The sequence below is a fragment of the Chondromyces crocatus genome (genome assembly GCF_001189295.1).
Taxonomy (GTDB): domain Bacteria; phylum Myxococcota_A; class Polyangia; order Polyangiales; family Polyangiaceae; genus Chondromyces; species Chondromyces crocatus.
In genome coordinates this window covers 3,477,704-3,497,471 of record NZ_CP012159.1, presented here as the reverse complement: position 1 = coordinate 3,497,471, position 19,768 = coordinate 3,477,704, and the positions used below count along the sequence as shown (strand labels likewise).

At 68.1% G+C, this 19,768-nt stretch carries 16 protein-coding genes, 1 tRNA gene and 1 pseudogene; 8 read left to right on the top strand and 10 right to left on the bottom strand.

Features of this window, described 5'->3' with window-relative positions:
• Positions 1–209 precede the first annotated feature (209 nt).
• From CMC5_RS13050 to CMC5_RS13040, 3 genes are all read right to left on the bottom strand, one after another.
• Complete coding sequence (locus CMC5_RS13050) at positions 210–2,339, bottom strand: flavin monoamine oxidase family protein (RefSeq protein WP_050430717.1); 2,130 nt, start codon at positions 2,337–2,339, stop codon at positions 210–212.
• A gap of 95 nt (positions 2,340–2,434) precedes the next feature.
• Positions 2,435–3,442, bottom strand: coding sequence for a 1-aminocyclopropane-1-carboxylate deaminase/D-cysteine desulfhydrase (locus tag CMC5_RS13045; protein ID WP_050430716.1), 1,008 nt, complete (start codon positions 3,440–3,442; stop codon positions 2,435–2,437).
• A complete protein-coding gene (locus tag CMC5_RS13040; protein ID WP_050430715.1) occupies positions 3,442–3,942 on the bottom strand; it encodes an acyl-CoA carboxylase biotin carboxyl carrier protein subunit in 501 nt (166 codons plus the stop codon). The genes CMC5_RS13045 and CMC5_RS13040 overlap by 1 nt, the downstream gene beginning before the upstream one ends.
• Before the next feature lie 459 nt (positions 3,943–4,401).
• Between CMC5_RS13040 and CMC5_RS13035 the strand changes: the two genes are divergently transcribed.
• From CMC5_RS13035 to CMC5_RS13025, 3 genes are all read left to right on the top strand, one after another.
• On the top strand, positions 4,402–5,133 hold the full coding sequence (locus CMC5_RS13035) for a hypothetical protein (RefSeq protein WP_050430714.1): 732 nt from the start codon (positions 4,402–4,404) through the stop codon (positions 5,131–5,133).
• 119 nt (positions 5,134–5,252) lie between these two features.
• Entirely contained in the window at positions 5,253–6,815 is a 1,563-nt protein-coding gene (gene hutH / locus CMC5_RS13030) for a histidine ammonia-lyase (protein ID WP_050430713.1), read from the top strand.
• On the top strand, positions 6,812–7,189 hold the full coding sequence (locus CMC5_RS13025; protein WP_245678422.1) for a hypothetical protein: 378 nt from the start codon (positions 6,812–6,814) through the stop codon (positions 7,187–7,189). The genes hutH and CMC5_RS13025 overlap by 4 nt, the downstream gene beginning before the upstream one ends.
• A 41-nt stretch (positions 7,190–7,230) precedes the next feature.
• On the opposite strand, the gene CMC5_RS13020 is transcribed toward CMC5_RS13025, so the two are convergent.
• Positions 7,231–7,413 carry a hypothetical protein gene (locus tag CMC5_RS13020; RefSeq protein WP_050430712.1) on the bottom strand — a complete coding sequence of 61 codons (183 nt, stop codon included), beginning with the start codon at positions 7,411–7,413 and terminating at the stop codon, positions 7,231–7,233.
• A gap of 318 nt (positions 7,414–7,731) precedes the next feature.
• On the opposite strand from CMC5_RS13020, the gene CMC5_RS13015 reads away from it, so the two are divergent.
• Complete coding sequence (locus tag CMC5_RS13015; RefSeq protein WP_082362441.1) at positions 7,732–9,123, top strand: NAD(P)/FAD-dependent oxidoreductase; 1,392 nt, start codon at positions 7,732–7,734, stop codon at positions 9,121–9,123.
• A gap of 25 nt (positions 9,124–9,148) precedes the next feature.
• On the opposite strand, the gene CMC5_RS13010 is transcribed toward CMC5_RS13015, so the two are convergent.
• The 3 genes and pseudogenes from CMC5_RS13010 to CMC5_RS12995 all read right to left on the bottom strand — a co-directional run bounded on the left by CMC5_RS13010 (position 9,149) and on the right by CMC5_RS12995 (position 11,088).
• Positions 9,149–9,631 (bottom strand): tellurite resistance TerB family protein, encoded by a 483-nt coding sequence (locus CMC5_RS13010; RefSeq protein WP_156338538.1) that lies wholly within the window; start codon positions 9,629–9,631, stop codon positions 9,149–9,151.
• 541 nt (positions 9,632–10,172) lie between these two features.
• A pseudogene (locus tag CMC5_RS42445) lies at positions 10,173–10,927 on the bottom strand (IS5 family transposase).
• A 77-nt stretch (positions 10,928–11,004) separates the two neighbouring features.
• Positions 11,005–11,088: transfer RNA gene (locus tag CMC5_RS12995), tRNA-Leu, on the bottom strand.
• Positions 11,089–11,342: 254 nt separating this feature from the next.
• Between CMC5_RS12995 and CMC5_RS12990 the strand changes: the two genes are divergently transcribed.
• Together CMC5_RS12990 and CMC5_RS12985 are read left to right on the top strand one after the other, a co-directional pair.
• Positions 11,343–12,248, top strand: coding sequence for a DNA-methyltransferase (locus CMC5_RS12990; RefSeq protein ID WP_050430710.1), 906 nt, complete (start codon positions 11,343–11,345; stop codon positions 12,246–12,248).
• A 311-nt stretch (positions 12,249–12,559) separates the two neighbouring features.
• Positions 12,560–13,681, top strand: a complete 1,122-nt coding sequence (locus tag CMC5_RS12985; protein WP_050430709.1) for an FHA domain-containing protein — start codon at positions 12,560–12,562, stop codon at positions 13,679–13,681.
• A gap of 3 nt (positions 13,682–13,684) precedes the next feature.
• Here the strand turns inward: CMC5_RS12985 and CMC5_RS12980 are convergent, their stop codons facing one another.
• Complete coding sequence (locus tag CMC5_RS12980) at positions 13,685–14,329, bottom strand: DUF4230 domain-containing protein (protein ID WP_050430708.1); 645 nt, start codon at positions 14,327–14,329, stop codon at positions 13,685–13,687.
• A 363-nt stretch (positions 14,330–14,692) separates the two neighbouring features.
• Between CMC5_RS12980 and CMC5_RS12975 the strand changes: the two genes are divergently transcribed.
• Both CMC5_RS12975 and CMC5_RS12970 read left to right on the top strand, forming a co-directional pair.
• Positions 14,693–16,666: a c-type cytochrome gene (locus CMC5_RS12975; RefSeq protein WP_156338537.1), complete on the top strand. Its 1,974-nt coding sequence runs from the start codon at positions 14,693–14,695 to the stop codon at positions 16,664–16,666.
• A gap of 707 nt (positions 16,667–17,373) precedes the next feature.
• Positions 17,374–18,285 carry a hypothetical protein gene (locus CMC5_RS12970; protein WP_050430706.1) on the top strand — a complete coding sequence of 304 codons (912 nt, stop codon included), beginning with the start codon at positions 17,374–17,376 and terminating at the stop codon, positions 18,283–18,285.
• Between the two features lie 54 nt (positions 18,286–18,339).
• Here CMC5_RS12970 and CMC5_RS12965 read toward each other — a convergent pair whose 3' ends face one another.
• A complete protein-coding gene (locus CMC5_RS12965) occupies positions 18,340–18,903 on the bottom strand; it encodes a CAP domain-containing protein (RefSeq protein WP_050430705.1) in 564 nt (187 codons plus the stop codon).
• 636 nt (positions 18,904–19,539) lie between these two features.
• Entirely contained in the window at positions 19,540–19,758 is a 219-nt protein-coding gene (locus tag CMC5_RS12960; protein ID WP_156338536.1) for a hypothetical protein, read from the bottom strand.
• Between the last annotated feature and the right edge of the window lie 10 nt (positions 19,759–19,768).

Below are 19,768 nucleotides of genomic sequence, written 5' to 3'. Positions count from 1 at the left end.
AAGCCTCAGGACGAAAAGATATCCCTGACAGGAGTGTCCCTACAAGCACACGGCATGCACGAAAGTGTAGGGAAGTACTGAGACAGGAACTTTCTTGTTTCCTGGAAGAGTCCGGGAGGTCTCTGAAGGATGGATCCGGATGGGTTCTTTGGCGAGCGCTTGGCCCGGAATGTCCGCGCAAAAAGCCGCCACGACGAGCGGCGATGCCCTCAGGAACGGCGGAGGATGCGCGGGATCGAGGTGAAGCGGCGCGGTCTCGGCACGCCCGAGCGCGAGGCGGAGCGGGCGATGCGGATGGCCTGGGGAGGCGCGGTGGCGCTGAAGGGCTGCGCCGAGAGGAGGACCATCTGCGCGTCGACGATCCGCGTCAGCTCCTGGATGCTCCGGAGCTTCTTCTTCTGAGCCGGGGGCACGGTGCTCAGGTCCTGCTTCGCGAAGCCATGGCCCGAACCGACGAGCGAGGCGGCGGCCTGGGTCATCTCGGCCATCCATGCGGGTGTGGGCGGTTCGGGTGGCGGTGCGAGCACACCGCTCCTCACGAGGGCTTCGATGAGGGCCTGGACGAGCCACGCTTGCAGGGCCGCGGGATCTCGGTTCCAGGGGTCCTTCGACGCTTCCCAGGCCGCGACGTCGATGCGCGTGGCGTCGTGGAGCAGCTCTGCGAAGATCGTGAGCACGCTCTTCACCTGATCGGGGGTGAGGGGGGCCGGATCGAGCAGCGGAGACATCCCGAGCGGCGAAGGTCGAGGCGACGGTGCGGGTCGGGGAGCGGTCCCGAGGACCTGAGCGGCGACGTAGCGGCCAGAGATCACGGCGCCGTCGAGGTAACCGAGCCCCTGGCGATGGTCGGAGTACACGCCAGGCTGATCCGGCCGGCTCGGCGGCGTGTAGATCGGCGCGGTGGTGGGCGCGAGCTTGCGCGCGGTCTCGGCAGAGGCGAAGTACACGAGGCCACCCCAGGGCTCGTTGAGGAAGCGCCCCAGGTTGGTCGTGCCGGAGAGCATGCCCGGCTCGAGGAGCAAATTGGGGCCACCACCGACCCAGCTCTCAGCAGGCGTCCAGGAGGTCGCGGAGAGTTCGATGAAGTGCGGTGAGGTGGAGAGCGCGCGGGGGTCGTTGAAGAGGAAGGAGAGCGCCTCGGTGACGTGGCGCGTGATCGCTTCCTTCGAGGGGAAGGCGCCCAGTCGATCCGCTTGTTGCCCGACGGTGAACGTCATGAGGGCATGGACGCCCTTGTTGCAAGGACCGGTGGGCGAGTCGTCCATGACCCACATGACGGGGCTGTCCGCCGCGCCGGCGTAGCCGCTGAAGTTGCGGCCGTTGCTGTCTCGCCACCAGGGGGTGTCGTAGAAGACGCGACACTTGATGGTGCGCCCCATCTTCACCTGCAAGAGACGGCGGCGGCCCTCGTCCAGCGGCGGATCGTAGGCGATGCGCCCTGCGGTGGAGGGAGACATGGCAACAATGACCTTGCCGGCCTTCCAGACGGTCCCGTCCTGGAGCGTGACCTCGACGTGGCGGGCACCTTTCGAGGGGTTCACCTGGGTGATGCGCTCCACCGGAGAGCCCAGGTGGATGCGATCGCGGAACGGCTTCGCGATCCGCTCGAGCAAGGTATTGAGCCCCGTCGAGAGGTAGTACTGCTGCGGGCCGCCCTCGCCATCGTTGATCATGTGCAAGAAGCCGCCGGAGCAGGCGCAGTACCAGAAGAAGTACAGCGCCGAGACCTCGCTGGCCTCTGCAGAGAGGAGGGCCTGGACGGAGATCGTCACGAGCTGCTTGGCGTCCGAGGGGATCCAGGGGCGAGAGAACCACGCCTCCAGCGTGATCTGGTCCAGGGCGAGGATCTCCGGGGCCGATGCCCAGGGCTCGGCGACGTTGACGGCCTGCTCGATGGTCTCGATCTCCTGGATGAGGAGCATGACCGCGATGACGGTCCACACGTCCATCTGCGGAGGGATGCCGCCAATGCCGAAGAGCCAGCGGTCGCGGTGGTTCACGTGGCGCTTGCCACTCAGCACGGTGATCTTGTCGGGCCACGCCTGCCGTGCGGCATAGCCATCCACGAGGGCATGCGGCAGGTGCTCCTGGACGAGACGCCAGATCTCGGTCTGCGTCTCACCGATGTACTGCGCGCCCGCGTCGAAGGGGTACACCTTGGAGCCAGGGCCACTGGCGTCGCGACCGAAGGTGTTCACGCGCCCACCGAGGCGCTCGGGGTGCGCTTCGAGGAGCGCGAACTTCGTCTTGTTCTGGAAGAGCTCTGCGGCGGCGGTGAGGCCCGTCAGGCCACCGCCGATGATGAGGACGTCTGTGGTGTGATGCTGGGACCTCGGCATGGTGCCCCCTGGGTGAGCGCCTGGTCGCCACGACCGGCACATCTTGAACGGTATCCCGGGGGTCAGCGGAGTCGCAATATCACGCTGCGGTCAAATCAGCCGACAGACGCCGCGGTCAGCGCGTCGGAGAAGGAGTCGGCCTGCACCAGCAACCCGGGGAGGCCCCCGGTGTGGAGGAACAGCACCCGCTTGCCGGTGAGCTCCCCCTGCTGCGCCATGTCCCACAGGCCGGCAAAGGCCTTCCCGGTGTACACGGGATCGAGCACGAGCCCGCCGAGGCGCGCAGCCTCCACGATCCTGCAGCGCTGCTCCGGCGACGCCACGGCATAGGCTGGGCCTCTGGAGCGCTCGTCCACCCGCAGCGCGGCAGGCGCGCCGAGGGAGGGTTCCAGCGCGCGGGCCTCGTCGATGATGCCGGTGATGGTGCGCTCGAAGGTGGGCGCGTCGTTACAGACGATCATCGTCCGGACCTCGGGCGCGATCTCGTAGCGCGAGGCGCCGAGGGCGAGGCCGGCGGCCGTCCCTCCGGAGCCACACGCATGGACGATCACGTCGAAGGGCTTGCCACCCGCCAGGCCGAGATCGAGCTGCCGCCGCACTTCCTCCATCGCGCGCACATAGCCGAGCGCGCCCAGACCGTTCGAGCCCCCCTCGGGGATGATGTAGGGCTTGCCGCCAGCAGCCCGGATCTCTTCCGCGACGGCGACGAGGATCGCGGCGCGCTCCTGGTACTGCTCCATCGTGATGAGCCGGATCTCGGCGCCCGCCATGCGGTCGAGGAGCACGTTGCCGGCGAGAGGTGCTCCTGCAGCAGGGTCGGCGGCGCGCAGGACGAGTACCGAGCGCAGTCCGAGGGAAGCGCCGAGCAAGGCGGTGGCGCGCGCGTGGTTGGACTGGATCCCGCCACACGTGATCAGCGTGTCGGCCCCCTCGGAAAGCGCGGCAGCGAGCAGGAACTCGAGCTTGCGGATCTTGTTGCCCGCCTCGGCGCCGCCCGTCATGTCGTCTCGCTTGATGTAGAGGTCGACACCGAGCGCTTCGGCGAGCCGTGGGGAGCGCTGGAGGGGCGTGGGCAGGTGGGCGAGCCCGATGCGACCGGCCATCACTCCACCTCCAGGAGCTTCGCGCCTCCCTCGACCGTCGCCCCCGGGGAGACGAAGATGGCCTTCACCACGCCGTCACGCTCGGCCCCGAGCTCGTTCTCCATCTTCATGGCCTCGACGACGACGAGCGGCTGGCCGGCGCGGATGGTCTCTCCTTCCTGGACGAGCACCTTGAGGACACGCCCGGGCATCGGGGTCTTGAGCAGGCCGCCGCCCTGGCCCTGCCCCTTCGAGGCGCCGAGGGCATCGCGAGAGCGCTCGCTCTCCACCTGCGCGTAGAACCGGCGACCGTTCGCCACGGCTCCCACCTGGGGGCCCGTCCCCTCCAGCCAGAGCTCGACGCCGCGCCCCTCCATCAGGAGGTGGGTCGAGGAACCGCTGCCGAGCGCGTCCACATCGAGCGTCCTTCCCTCCAGCGCGGCCTGGATCCCTCCACCAGGCAGGTGCGTCACATCCACAGGAAGTTCTCGGCCAGAGGGCAGGGTCACGAAGTACCGCATGGAGGTCTCCAGAAGGGTTGACGGCCCCTCATAGAGCAGGCCGGCCAGGAAGTGGAGCCTCGTCGCGAGGGGGACCGATCCTGGCGGGACCAATCAAACACCAGCCACCATTCTCTGACCAGCAGCTACAGCAAACAATTCCAACCAGTGTGACCAGCGGCCCAATCCTCGCCCTTCTCAGCCTGGAGGTCGAACGCGCTGGGACGGATGTACGCGCTCAAAACCGCGCTCTCCGCCAAAAGAACACCTCGTGTGCGGAATGGCAATGAGGAGCGCATGACGCCGACACGCGCCCACTCAATCTGCACCCATCGAATGAGCCGCGGCGAATTTTCTTGAATTGGACCGGAGGCTCTGGCTTCTTGAAATGTGCAATACCGCCAGCTCCGCAATTCATCCGCAGCGAGGGCTTGGTACGACGAATGTCATCCCGACGAACCAACTGCATCGAGGAAGACAATGACGAATCATGCTCGCTGCTTCGCGAAGGTGTGTTTTTCTCTGGCTCTGGTCTGCGCGCTCTCGCTGTCCACGACACGAGCATCCGCGCAGCCCGTATTCATGGACTGGGCCCTGGAGCTGGTCGACAACGTGGCGCCTCCAAACAACGCCTACGGGTCGGCACCATTTTTCATCAAATGGCCAGGGATCAACGGATCTGCTCAGTACGAGAATCGTACCCTTTGCAGTAACTTCCTGACCGCCCTGCTCCAGCAGGCGTATGGAATCAGTGCTGCACAGATCTGGTACTGGACCGGGAGCACGAGCCCGAATGCTCTGAAGTACCACGACACCATCGTCGACGAGAACGGCTTCAACCGTATTCAGTATCTCGACGAACTCGAGCAAGGAGACATTATCGCCATCTATTATCCGGGGGTCGGCGGTGTCAGCGGACACGTGTCCATCGTCGAGCACGAGCCCATCGAGCTGACCACACCGATCGCGCCCATCATCCCGGGGACGAGGCAGTTCGCCGTGGGGATCATCGACTCCACGGAGAAGGGCCATGGTGACGGCGACAGCAGGCTGAAGAGCAACGGGAGCTGGGTCCCTGGCGCAGGCCGAGGCGTCATGCGTTTCTACGCAGATGACTCGGGTGAGTTCGCGGGACACACCTGGAGCCTCTCTCCGCACTCCGTCTACTACGACATGTCGGCACGCCCCATCGCGGTCGGCCGCCTCCCCTGATCACAGCCGTCCCGGATCTCATCCGGGGCGATGTGCGCTTCCTCGCTGGAGGCGCGCCACCTCGTCCTGGGTGGCAACGGGGTACGAACTTGCGGGGCTCTGGGCTAGATAGCCTCCCCGTGTCGTCTCCCAACACCCTCGCCCCCGTCCTCCTCGGCCGTCCCCTCTCCCTTCTCGATCTCGAAGACGTCGCGCGGCGGCGTCGACCAGTCTCCGTGTGTCCCGAGGCTCGCGCCCGAACGATGGCTTCGCGGCGAGCCATCGACGACATCCTGGAGGCCGGGGATGGTGCCCCCGCCGTTTACGGGGTGAACACTGGCTTCGGCGCGCTGGCCGAGACGCGCATCGCCGCGAGCGACATCGCCGTCCTCCAGCGCAACCTGGTGCGCAGCCACGCTTCGGGGGTGGGCCCGGACCTGGGGGATGCCGACGTCCGCGCGATGATCCTTCTGCGGGCGCAGGTCATCGCGCTCGGCTACTCCGGCGTCCGGCCTCAGGTGCTCGATGCCCTCGTCGGACTGCTGGAGCGGGGAGTCTGCCCACGCATCCCTGCGCAAGGCTCCGTGGGCGCTTCGGGCGATCTCGCGCCACTCGCGCACCTGGCGCTCACCCTGATCGGGGAGGGCGAGGCGAGGCACGAGGGGACCCTTCTTCAGGCGTCGGAGGCGCTCGCGCGCGCGGGGCTCACGCCCGTCGAACTGGTGGCGAAGGAGGGGCTCGCGCTGATCAACGGGACCCAGTACATGACGGCGCTCGGGGCGCTGGCCGTGAGTGAAGCGGCCGATCTGTGCGCGCTGGCCGACGTCGCCGGGGCGATGAGCCTGGAGGCGCTGATGGGCTCGCGTCGCCCCTTCGACGAGCGGCTGATGCACGTGCGCCCCCATCCGGGGCAGGCCACCGTGGCCCGTAACCTGCGCGCACTGCTCACGGAGAGCGAGATCATGACGTCCCACGCCGGCTGCGCCCGGGTGCAGGACGCTTACTCGCTCCGGTGCATGCCGCAGGTCCACGGGGCTTCGCGCGACGCGCTCTCCTGGGCGGCCGAGGTGCTCACCCGCGAGGTGAACAGCGTGACGGACAACCCCACGGTGTTCCTGACGTCAGACGCGCCCGAGCTGCTCTCCGGAGGGAATTTCCACGGGCAACCCGTGGCCCTCGCGCTCGATCTCGCCGCCATTGCGGTGGCCGAGCTGGCCAACATCAGCGAGCGCCGCGTCGAGCAGCTCGTGAACCCGTCGCTCTCGTGCGGGTTGCCTCCGTTCCTCGCGCCGCAGAGCGGGCTGAACTCCGGGTTCATGATCGCTCAGGTCGCCAGCGCGGCGCTGGTGAGCGAGAACAAGGTGCTCTGTCATCCGGCGTCCGTGGACTCGATCCCGACCAGCGCGAACCGCGAGGATCACGTGAGCATGGGCAGCATCTCCGCGCGCAAGCTCTCCCAGGTGGTCGAGAACGTCCGCGCGTCGATCGCCATCGAACTCCTCGGCGCCGCGCAAGGCATCGATCTGCGCCGCCCCTTGCGCCCGAGCGCCGCCGTGGCAGCAGCCCACGCCACCGTGCGACGGGTGGTGCCGAAGCTCGAGTCGGACAGGCCGCTCTACCAGGACATCGCCACCGTCACGGCGCTCATCCGCAGTGGAGAGCTGCTGCGTGAGGTGGAAGCGGTGACGGGTTCGCTGCGGTGAGCGAGCCGCTCCCTCCACCCACTCCCGCCCCCGGAGAAGCCTCGGAAGGCACCTTGCCGCTGGATGCGGTGCGCGATCTTCTGGGGCTGGTCCGCGCCGTCTATGCGGCCGCTCGCGCTCGAGGGGCTGCCAGAGTGGAGCTGACGCGGGTCGCGCGGGTGGGTCAGAGGCTGAGCCAGGTGCTCGAACTCTCGCGCTCACCGCAGCGAGGAAGTGCTGCCGCGGCAGAGGCCTGGGCTCGCCTCGACGAGGCGCTGGCCGATGCGGGAGGGCTGGTCGATCCGCTGGCGCCTGCAGCGCCGCTCGTTCAGGCGGCGCGGTGCCGGGTGGCAGCACCTGCCACACCGGCCCGACGCAAATCCACGCCACGCTGACCCGGCTCCCGACCAGCGCCGGGAGCCTGTTCCATGGCGCCTCAGTCGTAATATTTGCTGCGGCTGTCGCGCCGCAGGCCCTGCATCACGGTCTTCACCAGCTCACGCACATAGGCGCGGCGGTCGTACCTCTTCTTGTCGGGGAGCCTCAGCCCAAGCGCCCGACCCAGCCGCTCCACGTTCTCGACACGGGCTTCACGCAAGCAATCGATATCAAGGTCCATTCGGCCGGCGCCTATACAGGAAACCGATACGACTTGTCCAGTCCTGGACGGAGTTCTTTGTCGCCCCCAGAAACCGTTGGCGGCCCACGCTCGCTCTTCTGGGAAAGCGTCGGCCCCGGGGATCCATTGAAGACGACGGCCCTACCCTCGGGTGGAGGAGCATCATCGGCAAGGTGATTCCTTCGACCACCCTTCCAGGCAGTGGTACGAAGTCCGCGTTTCGGTGAAACGCCGCGCAGCCCGAGTGGGCAGGTCGGCTGAGAGGCAGCGTCCGCGGCGTGTTGGACACAGCAGTGGCAGCATCCGGGAGGAGGCGCGATGCCTGACGCAGGCAAGAGACCCCACGTGGTGATCGTCGGCGGGGGATTCGGAGGGCTGAACGCGGCCAAGGCGCTCGGCAAGGCGAACGTCGACGTCACGCTGGTGGATCGGACCAACCACCATCTGTTCCAGCCGCTGCTCTACCAGGTCGCGACGGCGAGCCTGTCCCCCGCGGACATCGCCGTGCCCATCCGGGGCGTGCTCTCTCGTTACCGCAACGTGAAGGTGCTCATGGCCGAGGTCGTGCGGGTCGACCTGGCGCAACGCAAGGTGCAGCTCGACCGCGGTGATCTCACGTACGACTACCTCATCCTCGCGGTGGGGGCGCGGACCAACTACCTCGGCAACGATGCCTGGGCGCGCGACGCGCCTGGCCTGAAGAACCTGGTCGATGCCATCTCGGTGCGGGAGCGCGTGCTGCGCGCGTTCGAAGCCGCAGAGCGGGAGCAAGACCCGGTCGTCCGCCGACGGCTGCTGACGTTCGTGGTCATCGGGGGTGGAGCGACGGGGGTGGAGATGGCGGGCGCCTTCTCCGAGCTGTCGAGCTTCATCCTGAAGCGCGACTTCCGTGTGGCGGAGGCCGACGCGACCCGCGTCGTGCTGATCGAGGCCGGCCAGCGCACGCTGACGGCATTCCCGGAGCCGCTGTCCCAGAAGGCGGAGAAGCAGCTCACGTCCCTCGGTGTGGAGATCCTCCACAACACGCGCGTCAAAGGCATCGACGTGCACGGCGTGTCCTTCGAGGATGGCACCACCTTGCCAGCCGCGACCGTCCTCTGGGCCGCTGGCGTGCGTGGTACACCCCTCGCGACCACGCTCGGCGTGGAGCTCGATCGGCTCGGCCGGGTGAAGGTGCAGCCGGACTGTTCGTTGAAAGGCTACCCTGAGGCCTTCGCCATCGGCGACATGGCCGCGCAGATCGACAAGAACGGCGTCGCAGTCCCGGGCCTCTCCCCGGCTGCCATCCAGCAAGGGCACTTCGTCGCGCGCACCATCCTCGCGGATCAACGAAAGCGCCCGCGGGGCGAGTTCGCCTACCGCGACAAGGGGACGATGGCGACGATCGGGCGCTCCCGCGCGATCGCACAAGTCGGTCGCTTGAAGCTCAGCGGCATGCTGGCGTGGCTGGCGTGGATGGGCGTCCACGTCCTGTTCCTGATCGGCTTCCGCAACCGCTTCATCGTGATGTTCGAGTGGATGTGGCAGTACATCACGTTCAAGCGCGGAGCGCGGCTGATCACGGGGGTCGACCGAGAGGGCGTCGAGCCCGCCTCGGTGCGCGCGCTGGCCCGCCCCGGGGCCCAGGTGTCGCCCGTAGAAACGAGCGAGATCGAGGAAGCGCAGGCGCTGGGCGTGCAGCCGGTGGAGGTCGCTGGCAGAGCAGGCTGAACCGCTCCTCACCGAGCGCTTCGGCTCACCCCATCCACTCGTTCACGCCTTCGAAGAGCTGCTCGGCCTCGCCCGTGGAGAGCCCGAGCGCCGTCGCCAGCTGCCCGAGGCCAGCCGCCTCGTCGCGCGAGAGATCGCCATCGACGAGCGCGACGCCAGCGGCCACCTGGAAGGCTTCGTAGCGCGCGTCATGTCCAGCGAGCACCTCGCCGACCTGGCCCAGACAAGCGCGCGTCCCCTCACGCTCCAGGGCCTCGAGCCACTCGGAGAGACCGGCTTCGAGCACGTCTCTGGCAACGAGGCTCCCAGCAGCCATGTCCAGCGCATCCAGGGCAGCCGACAGCGGAGACGCCATCCCTGCTTCGCCCGCCCTCGAGACCAGCAGCGCCGCACCGACGATCGAGGACAGGACGCCAGCCGCCTCTCGCTCTTCAGGCGAGAGGTTGGCCACGCCCACATCCTTGCGCCGTCGCCAGGAGGCCTCGCGCACCCGCCACGGCGACACCATTTCGTCTTCCTCGTCGCCGCCCGACAAGGCTGCCAGGCTGTTCCTCCGCTCTTCCAGCGCGTCGCCCTCGAAGCATCGCCGTGGCTCCCGCTGAAAGCGGAGCGGTTCGTGCGTACCTTCTGGACCAGCAGGAGCCATCTCACCATCCCCCACGTGGGTCATGCTGGCGACCGTAACAGAGAGCGCCTCATCCGCGCGAGCGACCCGCTGGCCGGCTGGCGTGGCAGAACGCTGGCGCTCGGGTCGGGACCGTCCACCTCCCACATCCCCCGCCATCCATCAGCTCATTGCCCTGGTGGCCGGCGCGTGCACACGGCCAGCCGTCATGGAACGGCTGGCCGATGACCACGTCGAGGCCGGCCAATGGCCGGCCAATGGCCGGCCATGCTTGGCCACTTTCGGCCCCCCACCATTCCGTGCAACGCCACGACTGCCTCCACCTGAAACAGGCTCGCGGCAGCGCCCCCCACAGCAGGAGCGCGCGCGCCGACCGCACGTCTCCTGCACGAACCCCTCGTTATCGCTCGACTAGGGCGTGTCCCTAAATTCGCAGCCAGCAGAGAACGCAGGCCAGCGTCACTATCGCGGCGTAGTTGCGAACCGTCTTCTCGTACCTTGTTGCGAGTCGGCGCGCCCCCTTGAGTAGGTTGAACGTACACTCGACGGCAGCACGCTCCTTGTAGAGGTGCTGATCGTGGGGGATCTGTGGCTTGCGGTTGACCTTGGATGGGATGACCGCGATGGCCCCCAGGGCGTCCAGCTGGGCTCGAATGTCGTTGGTGTCGTAGGCCTTGTCCGCGAGGAGACAGCGGGGCGCACTGCGCGCGATGAGTTCAGGAGCCGCGATGATGTCGTGACGTTGACCTTCGGTAATGATGAAGTCCAGCGGTAGACCCAAGGCATCGACGGTCAAATGCACCTTCGTTGACAGACCTCCGCGAGAGCGCCCAATGCACTGACCCTGGCTCCCCCTTTTGCCCCCGCCGCGTGCTGATGGGCGCGAACGATCGTCGAGTCGATGCTGATCCACTCGTCGTCGATGTCTGTCTGCAGCACCTTGAACAACCGTTGCCACTTGCCGGTTTTGGACCAGCGGTCGAAGCGGTTGAACACGGTTTGCCAGGGACCGAATTCCGTTGGCAGGTCCCGCCACGGGGCCCCCGTGCGGAGGATCCAAAGAACGGCATCCACGAAGAGACGGTCGTCGAGTGCGGGTCGCCCTCTACCCCGCTCACTCGCCAAGAAGCTCTCGATGCGTAACCACTGCTGATCGTTGAGTTGCCGTCGAACTGCCATCGTGGCCTTGCCTCAGCACACTCAGGGCAGGTGGGCCAAGTTTTTGACGATGGGGAAATTTAGGGACAGGCCCTAGGTAGCCCCGTCCGGAATCGAACCGGAACGCCCTCCCGGGCAGTAGATTTTAAATCCACCGCGTCTGCCAGTTCCGCCACAGGGCCGAGCTTCAGTGCCCTCGTCTTCCCCTTGTTTGCCTAACTCCTCCCCCTGCTTTTGCTGGTCGCCTGGCGACCTACACTGCCCCACGAAACCTGCGGAGACGGCCCCGCAGGGCTTCTCGCCGCCTCCAGGCGCGTATCCGGAGCAAACCTTGGACCAGCCGTACAGCAAGGGATGAGTTACCTATCGCGCCTTCCAGTAGCATCGTAAGGAATTTCCTTCTGTCCTCTTCACTCTTGTATTACGTCGCCCATTGGTGGCGATTGAGCTCCGCGGCGAGGGCAGAAGTCCGGAGGCTGGTGACATCGGTCCCTACCCGAAGAACCGGGTGGTGCACGGCGACTGTCAGATGCTTCTCGAGAAGCTTCCCGACGGCTCGGTAGATCTCATTGTCACCAGTCCGCCCTACTGGGGGCAACGGATCTCGGAAGGAATCGGCGAAGAAGCCGACCCGCGCGCCTATCTGGCGACCCTCACGCGAGTGTTCAGGACGCTCCGTTGCAAGCTGAAGCCAAAAGGGCTGCTGTGGCTCAATTTAGGAGACGCCTACAACACACCGGTCAACTGGCGGCACGAGGACCGGAGCTACAGCACCCTCGGTCATCTTCGCCAGGGCTTATCGCCGCACAACGCGGCGTACACGAAACCCAGATACCGACGACGCGCGTTTCTCGGAGGAGACCCCTGGTTGCAGTACGGCAACCTCCTCGGGCTCCCCTATCGGCTCGTGCTGGCGCTCTGCGATGAAGGATGGCTCCTCCGCGGCGAGGTGATCTGGCGCAAGCGAAACCCGCTGCCCGAAGGTCGCTGCCGCAGGCCCCACCGACAGCACGAAGCGCTCTATCTGCTCGCACGCAGCGAGCAGCATGCCTTCCGGCGTGTGCCGCCGGTCGGGAGCGTGTGGGAGTTCGCGAACGAGCGCGTCGAGGGACGCGTTCACCGCTCACGGTTTCCCGAAGAGCTGCCACGGCGCTGCATCGAGGCTTCGGAGGCCAGCGGGCCCGACACGCTCGTGCTCGATCCGTTTGCTGGTTCGGGCACGACGGGCGTCGTCGCGCGCCGGCTGGGGTGCACGTTCCTGGGGTTCGAGATCGACGCGGAGCAGGTCGAGGCTGCCAACGAGCGCCTTTCCATGCACGATGTTCTCGCTCCGCATGGGTGATCCCGCTCGACGCCTTTCCCACGCTCCGCGCACGTCGTCGCTCCCGCATACCTCCGGACGCTCGTCTCCTCGGTTCCCCGCGCGGTCCGAGCGTCGGCGCGTCGAGCAGGGGCCATCGCGTGACCTTCCCCCGCAAGAGAGGCATCCGAGCGGCCGACGGGGTGGCGCCGCCGCCGACGAGGCTCACAATTCGTGCCCTGCCGTCGAACACCGGGGATAATAGGAAGACGTATGGCACGCACAGTCCCGCGCCCCCTCCATGGCCCTCGAGCCCTCCTCCGAGCGGCGCTCGCGCAGAAGGCGGTGCACTCATGACCGATCTCCAGGCCAAGAGGCCTCGCTCGTTCCAGTGCCGAGACATCCTCTGGGAAGCCATCGAGCAGATGTCAGGCGAGCTGGAGTGCTCGGTGGACTACCTCCTCAACGAGGCCGTGAAGCAGTACGTGCGGCAGCGTGGCCAGCGACTCCAGGTCGTCATGCACATCCGGGACGAGCCAGCGGCGGAGTTCTCGCCCGGGCACGCGGGGCAGATCGCGACCCCGACGCCGCCGCCCCTGCAGCCACCTCCGACGATGCAGCCGGAGCCTCCGCACGCGCAGCCGCCGCTGCAGCCTCAGATGTCGCCCACGATGCAGCCCAGCGCCGTGCCCGGGCCGGGCCAGATCGCCCGGCAACCGACCCCGCCGAGGCTCCACACGCCGCCTCCCCCGATGGCGGCCACACCGACCCCGCCCCCCATCCGCGCCGGCGCACAACCGACCCCGCCTCCCATGATCCCTCCGGGCGGGCCTACCGGCATGGCGCCACCACGAACGACCCCGCCCCCTGCGGACAAACCCACCATGACGCCCTATGCGCCCCAGGCGCGGCCCATGGAGCGGCCCACCGCCACCAACGTGCAGATGGGCCCTCCTCCCCCCTCGTCCGCATTCTCGGCTCAGCCACGCTATCCCTCCATGGCGGGAGCCCCGGGCGCGATGACCCCGCCCCCCTCCGCGGTGGGCAGCGCGCCCTACGGTACACCGCCTGCTGGTGGCGGCCTGCCCCCACCTCCCATGCCCAGCAGCGCACTGCAGCGCGAGCCGACCATGGCGCCCCCTGCACCTGCACCATCGAGTTCGCCTCCCTTGCCCGGCGGCGCCCAGGTCCCCTCACCTCCTCTGTACGTGCTCTACGGCGGCCAGCGCATGCAGGTGAACAAGGACCGCTTCATCATCGGGCGCGGAAAGCAGGCCGTGGACCTGACCATCAAGGACCCCAACATCTCGCGCCAGCACGCCATGGTCGAGTTCTCGGGCGGCCAGTACTACGTCGTCGATCTCGGCTCGACCAACGGCATCGAGCAGAACGGCGCGCGCATCTCCCGCAAGGTGCTGATCGAGGGCGACCTCATCCGCATCTGCGATCACGAGCTGCGCTTCACCTACCGCTGACCCTCACCGCGGAGAGACCGCTGGCACCTTGCGCCAGCGGATCTCGACCCGCTTCGCTCCGAGCTGCGTTGCCAGCGTCGTGAGCTGCCGCTCGGCCTGCGCCCGCGCTCTCACGAGCGCATCCCCGTCGATCGCAGCCTTCTCGATGGCCCGAACGGCCTCCTGCCGCGCGCGACTCTCGAGCTGCTCGTTCCGACGAGCGAGGAGATCGGTCGAGCGCGTGTAGACGTACGTGTTCTTCTCGTCGAGGCGCGCCGAGAACACCTCGGGCTCGGGCAGCACGAGCTGCGCGACGCCCGTCTCGGGATCCAGAGAGATGTCGCCCTCGCCGACCCTGGAGAGATCCACACCGAGCGTCGCCTGCCCCGCTGCGACGAGCAGCAGCGCATCGCGCACCTCGATCAGACCGAACAGGCGGCTCTGTCGGTCGCTCAGATCGACGACCTTCTCCACATGCACCTCCGCCGTCTCCAGCCTCGCCAGGTCACGGATCGCCGTGACGATCGACGGCGTCGGGCGGACGATGGGGGCTGGCTCGGCACTGGAGGCGAGCAGCATCGATCCCGTGATGGCCGCACCTGCGCCGAGCACCGCAGCGACGAGCGCGATGACCCCACCACGAAGCAGTCCAGGAGACGAACGGTTCATCCCAACCCTTCCAGGCCCAGCATCGGCCCCGAACACGAGTGGACCCGCCCCCAGCTCCCCCCGCCGACCACCAGCGTATGGATCATGGATCGGCTCGGGCATGGGCCTGGTGTAGCGCGCGCGCTCCCCGGGAGCAGCGAGGAAACCATCCACCTGCCGTCGCCACCCTGCTCTCCCGCGCAGAGCACCGGCATCGCGACACCGGCCAGGAGGTGTGGTGCTCTGCAGCACGCCGCTCCGTCCGAGCGTCCGACCGATCTGCTGCGCATGCTCTCCAGGCCCTCACCGTCTTTGCTTGCCCCTCGACCCACCGATACGGCCACAGCGCACCCGACCCGCCGCCCCCCGTGCGCGGCTCCGCGCATGGCAACCATGGGCGACCGCTTCCCACACCGCTATCCTCTCGGCGTGGATCAGCACTGCGCGCGTCGCGCTGCACTCACCGTCGCGATGACCGCCGCGGCTCTCTGGCTCGCCACCCCACCGGCCACCGCGCGCGCCGAGGAAGGAGAGCCCCCCGAGATCCAGGCCCAGCGCCTCGTGCACATGTTGACCTACGTCGGGGCCGACTACGGCGCGGCCGTGCGCGACGGGACCATCATCAGCCAGCTCGAGTACGACGAGCAGCTCGACCTGCTCACCGACGCTGCGAAGATCGCCGCCCACCTCACCACAGGCGGCTCGAAGGAAGGCGCAGGCATCCCCCCTGGCATCGCAGCACTCCGCGAGAAGATCGAAGCGCGCGCCCCTCAGCCCGACGTCGCGGAAGCGGCCACCCTCGTCGCCCGCGACGTCGAGGCCACCTTCCACCTCGCCGATGCCCCCCTCGTCCCCCCCGATCCCGCCCTCGCCGCCACCCTGTTCGCCACCCACTGCGCCACCTGCCACGGCGACACCGGACGCGCCGATACCCCCCGCGCCGAGACACTCATCCCGCGCCCGACGGACTTCCACGACCCCGAGATCGTCGACGGCATGAGCCCGCTCCGCGCCGTCACGACCACCCGCTTCGGCGTCCCCGGCACGGCGATGGCTCCCTTCCCCTTCTTCACCGAAGAGGAACGCTGGAGCCTCGGCTTCCACCTCATCGGCCTCCGCCACGCCGCCACCAGGCCCTCTGAAGCTCCCCTGCCCAGCTACACCTTCATCGAGCTCGCCCTCCGCTCCGACGACGACCTCCGCCACGACCTCGCCGCCCGCGGCGTCCCCGAGGCCGACCGCCCAGCCGCCCTCGCCGCCCTCCGCCAGCGCGCTCCCCTCGATCCCGCCGGCACCATGCGCCCGCTCACCCGCGCCCGCGCCCACATCACCCGCGCCCTCACCGCGACCCGCGCAGGCGATCGCTCCGCCGCCCGCGCCCCTCTCGCCACGGCTGCCAGCCTCGCGCTCACCGCCGCGCCTGCCCCCCTGCGCGCGCGCGGCATCGACCCCACCCGCCTCGACGATCGCCTCCTCGGCGCACGCACAGCCCTCGACCAGGATGCCGACCCTGACGCCCTGGAGTCCGCGCTGAGCGCCCTGCTCCGCGAGGCCACCTACGCCGATGTCAGCCTCGCCGCCACCGCCCCCCCTTCACCACGCGACCAGGCGCTCACCGCCGCGTCCATCACCCTCCGCAACGGGATCGGCGCAGCCCTCGGCGCCGCCGCCTTGCTCGGCGCCACGCATCGCCCCCGACGCGCTCACCTCCTGCTCCTTCTCACCCTCCTCGGCGGCGCCGCCGCGAGCTGGGCAACCCGGGCTCTCCAGCACCATCTCCTCGGCGTCCTCGGCCTCTCCGCGCTCCTCACCGCAGCCCTCACCACGACCGCGAGCCTCCAGCTCCTCACCTCCCGTGAGACCCGTCTTCACGCAGACCCCCGCACCGAACAGGAGCAGACCAAGGCACCTCTTCCCCCCCTCCTCCTCGTTGCCTCCTGCCTCGGCATCGCCACCTGGTCCTTCAGCACCCTCGCCACGGGCACACTCCCCCTCCTCGCCGCTGACGGCGCACTCGGAGCCATCACCTCGGGGACCCTCGTCGCGACCATCACCGTGCTCCTCATCGCCCACCTCCTCGGGCGTGCGACGACCCGGCCGAGCTCGCCCTCGCAAGCGCATCTTCGCGCTGGACTGACCCTCCTCGGCGCCCTCGCTTTCACCGCCCTCGGAGCAAGCGCCCTCGAACGAGCCGACCACCTCCCCTTGCCCCTCATCCCTCTCCCCCGCATTCCACTTCTCGACACCCGCCCCACCCTCAGCACCGCCCTCGCAGGGATGCTCGTGCTTTTCGTGTGGGGCCTGGCCTTGCTCCTGCGACGCAATGGCGACGCCACCGAGCACGTCGATCCCCAATGAAGCGTCACCCAATACCTGCACCCAGATAGCATTGCAGCGCATCGACTTCTACCGTGTCCAATTCGTCGATTCCCTGTCTCCGTCCCGGCGTCGCTGGTCTCGATGAGGCCAGCCAAGGTACGGCGCATCGATTTCTGCCGCTCAGACGTCTCCATGGCCGATTCGAATCCATGAAATGTCCTGATGTGAATCGCCGGGTCGCGAGCGGCCGACACAAACAGTCATCGCTGCCAGCTTCACGGCCACTCGATAGAATGATCGAGCCATGAACATCATTTCAGAACAACGGCATAGAGCCCCTGTTGCAGCGCACCTTCATGCACGAGGCGGTGTTCGAGCATCATTCGTCCAACCTCTCTCACGCCAACCCAATCGCAAAGAATTCGTCTCGACACGTATTCTCGAGACCTGACTGGGAATGCTTCGCAGGTGCATCGACAACTCAGATCGCTGGCGTCCGCACGATTCACAGACACACCCGCAAGCTCGACCCACTCGCAGCCAGAGAACTCATGCGGACCACCGCCCTGATGACAGCGTCGACACCCGCCGAGCCCTCGATCCGCCCCGACAGCGCCAGGTGACTCCCCCACGCACGCGGCGGGGGTGCCCCGCAGCCCGGTTCTCCAGGTTGCTTTGTCCCACATTCTGGACGAGCATCTTCCCCGCCCATGCGCCTCTCCAGACCTCTCCGATGGAGCCTCGCGATGCTGGTGACAGCGATCGCGGCCGCGTGTGGAGCGCGTTCCTCCTTGCTCATCGACGAGTTCGACGACCCCTCCAGCGGCGGCGGTGGAACGGGTCCCATCGCCGATGCCGGACCGGACGCTGACGCCGACACCGATGCCGGGAAAGACGCTGGCATCGACGCCGACGTGGTCGACTGCCGCGACACGGGCGTCACCTACATCTACCTCGTCGCCGACAACAGAAGCCTCTACAGCTTCAACCCTGAAGACCGCAGCCTGATCCTCCGCGGCACGCTCAACTGCCCGGCAGGCGGCGCCAGCCCCTTCTCCATGGGCGTCGACCGTCAGGGCACCGCCTACGTCGTCTACAACAACGGCCAGCTCTTCCGCGCCAGCATCTTCGACGCCTCGTGCGAGACCACCCCCTTCCTCTCCGGCCAGCACGGCTTCACCCTCTTCGGCATGGGCTTCGCCACCGACGGGGCCGGCCCCGAAGAATCGCTCTACGTCGCCGAGATCAGCTTCCAGGCGCCTTCCCGGGGCCTCGCCACCATCGACACCCAGACCTTCGAGCTCACCCCCATCGGCCCCTTCTCCCAGAACCCTGGCAACGCCATCGAGATGACGGGCACGGGCGACGGGCACCTGTACGGCTACTTCATCAACTCCAATGGCACGGGCGGCCACGTCGTCGAGATCGACAAACAGACCGCCACCATTCTGTCGAGCGTCCCCCTGTCTGCGGGCGCCTCCAGCGGCTCCCTCGCCTTCGCCTTCTGGGGCGGCGACTTCTACACCTTCACGTCCATCGGCCCCAACGCGACCCGCGTCACCCGCTACAACCCCGCCGACGGATCGACCTCCGATTTCGCCGAGATCCCTGCCGTCATCGTCGGTGCCGGCGTGTCCACCTGCGCCCCCCCGCGCTAGCGCGACGCAGCTACGCCTTTCCCTGCACGAGCGCGGCACGCCTGCGCTGGCGCGTCAGTACGGCTTTCGCCCGCGAAAGTTCCCGGGCGGATCGTAGTTGCAGACCCAGAACTGCCACGCACCGCTCCCGACCGGCGACCCCTCGGTACATTTCGCCATCGCACACCCGAGCCGCTCCGAAGCAGCCCACACCACCTGCGTATAATGGCCGCAGACCCCCGAACACGAGTCCGACTCGTAATCATAGTTCTCCGCCTCGGAGACCCACGAGCCCACCACCCGCTCCGCCGACATGCCACTCGCCCGCTCGGAAGCTGCGAAGATGTTCTCGCCATAGGGACCACCGCTGTGCTCCCAGACGCACTTCTCCGCGTGCGCCTGGGCGGCCGCGGACACCTCCCTCGACCACACGAGCGGCTCGAGCGGCGTCTCGGCCGGAGGATCCACCGCGGCGCGCGCATCGTTGTGGGCCTTGGTGATGCCAGCGAGCTCCGTTGGCTCCTCGTCGCTCCCGGGAGCGCCATCCCCGCCGTCGTCCCCTTCAGCGCCACAGCTGGCGACGAGCAACAGGATCAGCGGCATCGCGACCACGGAAGACAGCAGACGGCGGTGGCTCATGCGTCGAGTGTCCCACGCGAAGCGGCCCGCCCTCAAGCGCAGGACCCCGCGTCCACCGGCGCTCTCCCTCGCGTGGAGGCTCCCGCCGCAGAACTCCCCACACCCACGCCCACCACGCCCTGACGCGAGCCCCCAGGCCCGCCCACGCGCGCAAGCCCCCAGGCCCACCGACGCACGCGAGAGGCACCAAGCCGGAAGCTGCACCGAGCCGAAAGTGGCACCAAGCCGACGCGCTCCCTCCCGCCGATGCGCTTCAAAAAAGGCGAACAGGACCTTCGAGGAGCGAAGGAGGCGCCAATACATCACCAGCGTAGACCTCTACCACTTCCAGCGAGCCCCACGCTTCCGATAGCCTGCCCGTGTGGTGGACGTCCAAGATCCGGAGACGACGGCCGATGTGACCGACGACGTGGAGGAGGCCGCACCCCGGCCGCCTGCCCCGCCGCAGAACCCCAGCCGCGAGCACACACGACGCTCCCGAGCCTCCAGGCCCGGCGTGTCGCGACGCGCGGCCGCAGCAGCAGCGACGAATGCGCTCCCAGGCGCCGTCGTCCCTCCAGAGTCGCTCGACGAAGCGCCTCCCGTGCGCGTCTCCAACCTCCCTCCCCCACCACCGCTCGAAGGAACAGCTGCGCCTCAGGCCACCGGGCGTCGCGGCACCCTGGTCGCCCAGCGACCGCCCCCCTCCGCAGCAGCAGCAGCGGCAGCACCGCCTGCAGCCTTCACCTCGTCACCACCACCCGGCTTCTCGTCGGTGCCGCCACCGCTCCCGTCACCCAAGTTCGCGTCCCCCTCGACGCCGCCTCCACCGCCGGTGAACCGCTCCGCCGCCACGACACGGTCCGCGCCCCTCACGGCCAGCGCC

What these genes read in the sequence shown, in the direction of transcription:
- CMC5_RS13050 (WP_050430717.1), bottom strand. Translation starts at nt 2,339, where the DNA reads ATGCCGAGGTCCCAGCATCACACCACAGACGTCCTCATCATCGGCGGT.
- CMC5_RS12985 (WP_050430709.1), top strand. Translation starts at nt 12,560, where the DNA reads ATGACCGATCTCCAGGCCAAGAGGCCTCGCTCGTTCCAGTGCCGAGAC.
- CMC5_RS13035 (WP_050430714.1), top strand. Translation starts at nt 4,402, where the DNA reads ATGACGAATCATGCTCGCTGCTTCGCGAAGGTGTGTTTTTCTCTGGCT.
- CMC5_RS13040 (WP_050430715.1), bottom strand. Translation starts at nt 3,942, where the DNA reads ATGCGGTACTTCGTGACCCTGCCCTCTGGCCGAGAACTTCCTGTGGAT.
- CMC5_RS12965 (WP_050430705.1), bottom strand. Translation starts at nt 18,903, where the DNA reads ATGAGCCACCGCCGTCTGCTGTCTTCCGTGGTCGCGATGCCGCTGATC.
- CMC5_RS13045 (WP_050430716.1), bottom strand. Translation starts at nt 3,442, where the DNA reads ATGGCCGGTCGCATCGGGCTCGCCCACCTGCCCACGCCCCTCCAGCGC.
- CMC5_RS12980 (WP_050430708.1), bottom strand. Translation starts at nt 14,329, where the DNA reads ATGAACCGTTCGTCTCCTGGACTGCTTCGTGGTGGGGTCATCGCGCTC.
- CMC5_RS12975 (WP_156338537.1), top strand. Translation starts at nt 14,693, where the DNA reads ATGGCAACCATGGGCGACCGCTTCCCACACCGCTATCCTCTCGGCGTG.
- CMC5_RS12970 (WP_050430706.1), top strand. Translation starts at nt 17,374, where the DNA reads ATGCTGGTGACAGCGATCGCGGCCGCGTGTGGAGCGCGTTCCTCCTTG.
- CMC5_RS13015 (WP_082362441.1), top strand. Translation starts at nt 7,732, where the DNA reads ATGCCTGACGCAGGCAAGAGACCCCACGTGGTGATCGTCGGCGGGGGA.
- CMC5_RS13020 (WP_050430712.1), bottom strand. Translation starts at nt 7,413, where the DNA reads ATGGACCTTGATATCGATTGCTTGCGTGAAGCCCGTGTCGAGAACGTG.
- CMC5_RS13010 (WP_156338538.1), bottom strand. Translation starts at nt 9,631, where the DNA reads ATGGTGTCGCCGTGGCGGGTGCGCGAGGCCTCCTGGCGACGGCGCAAG.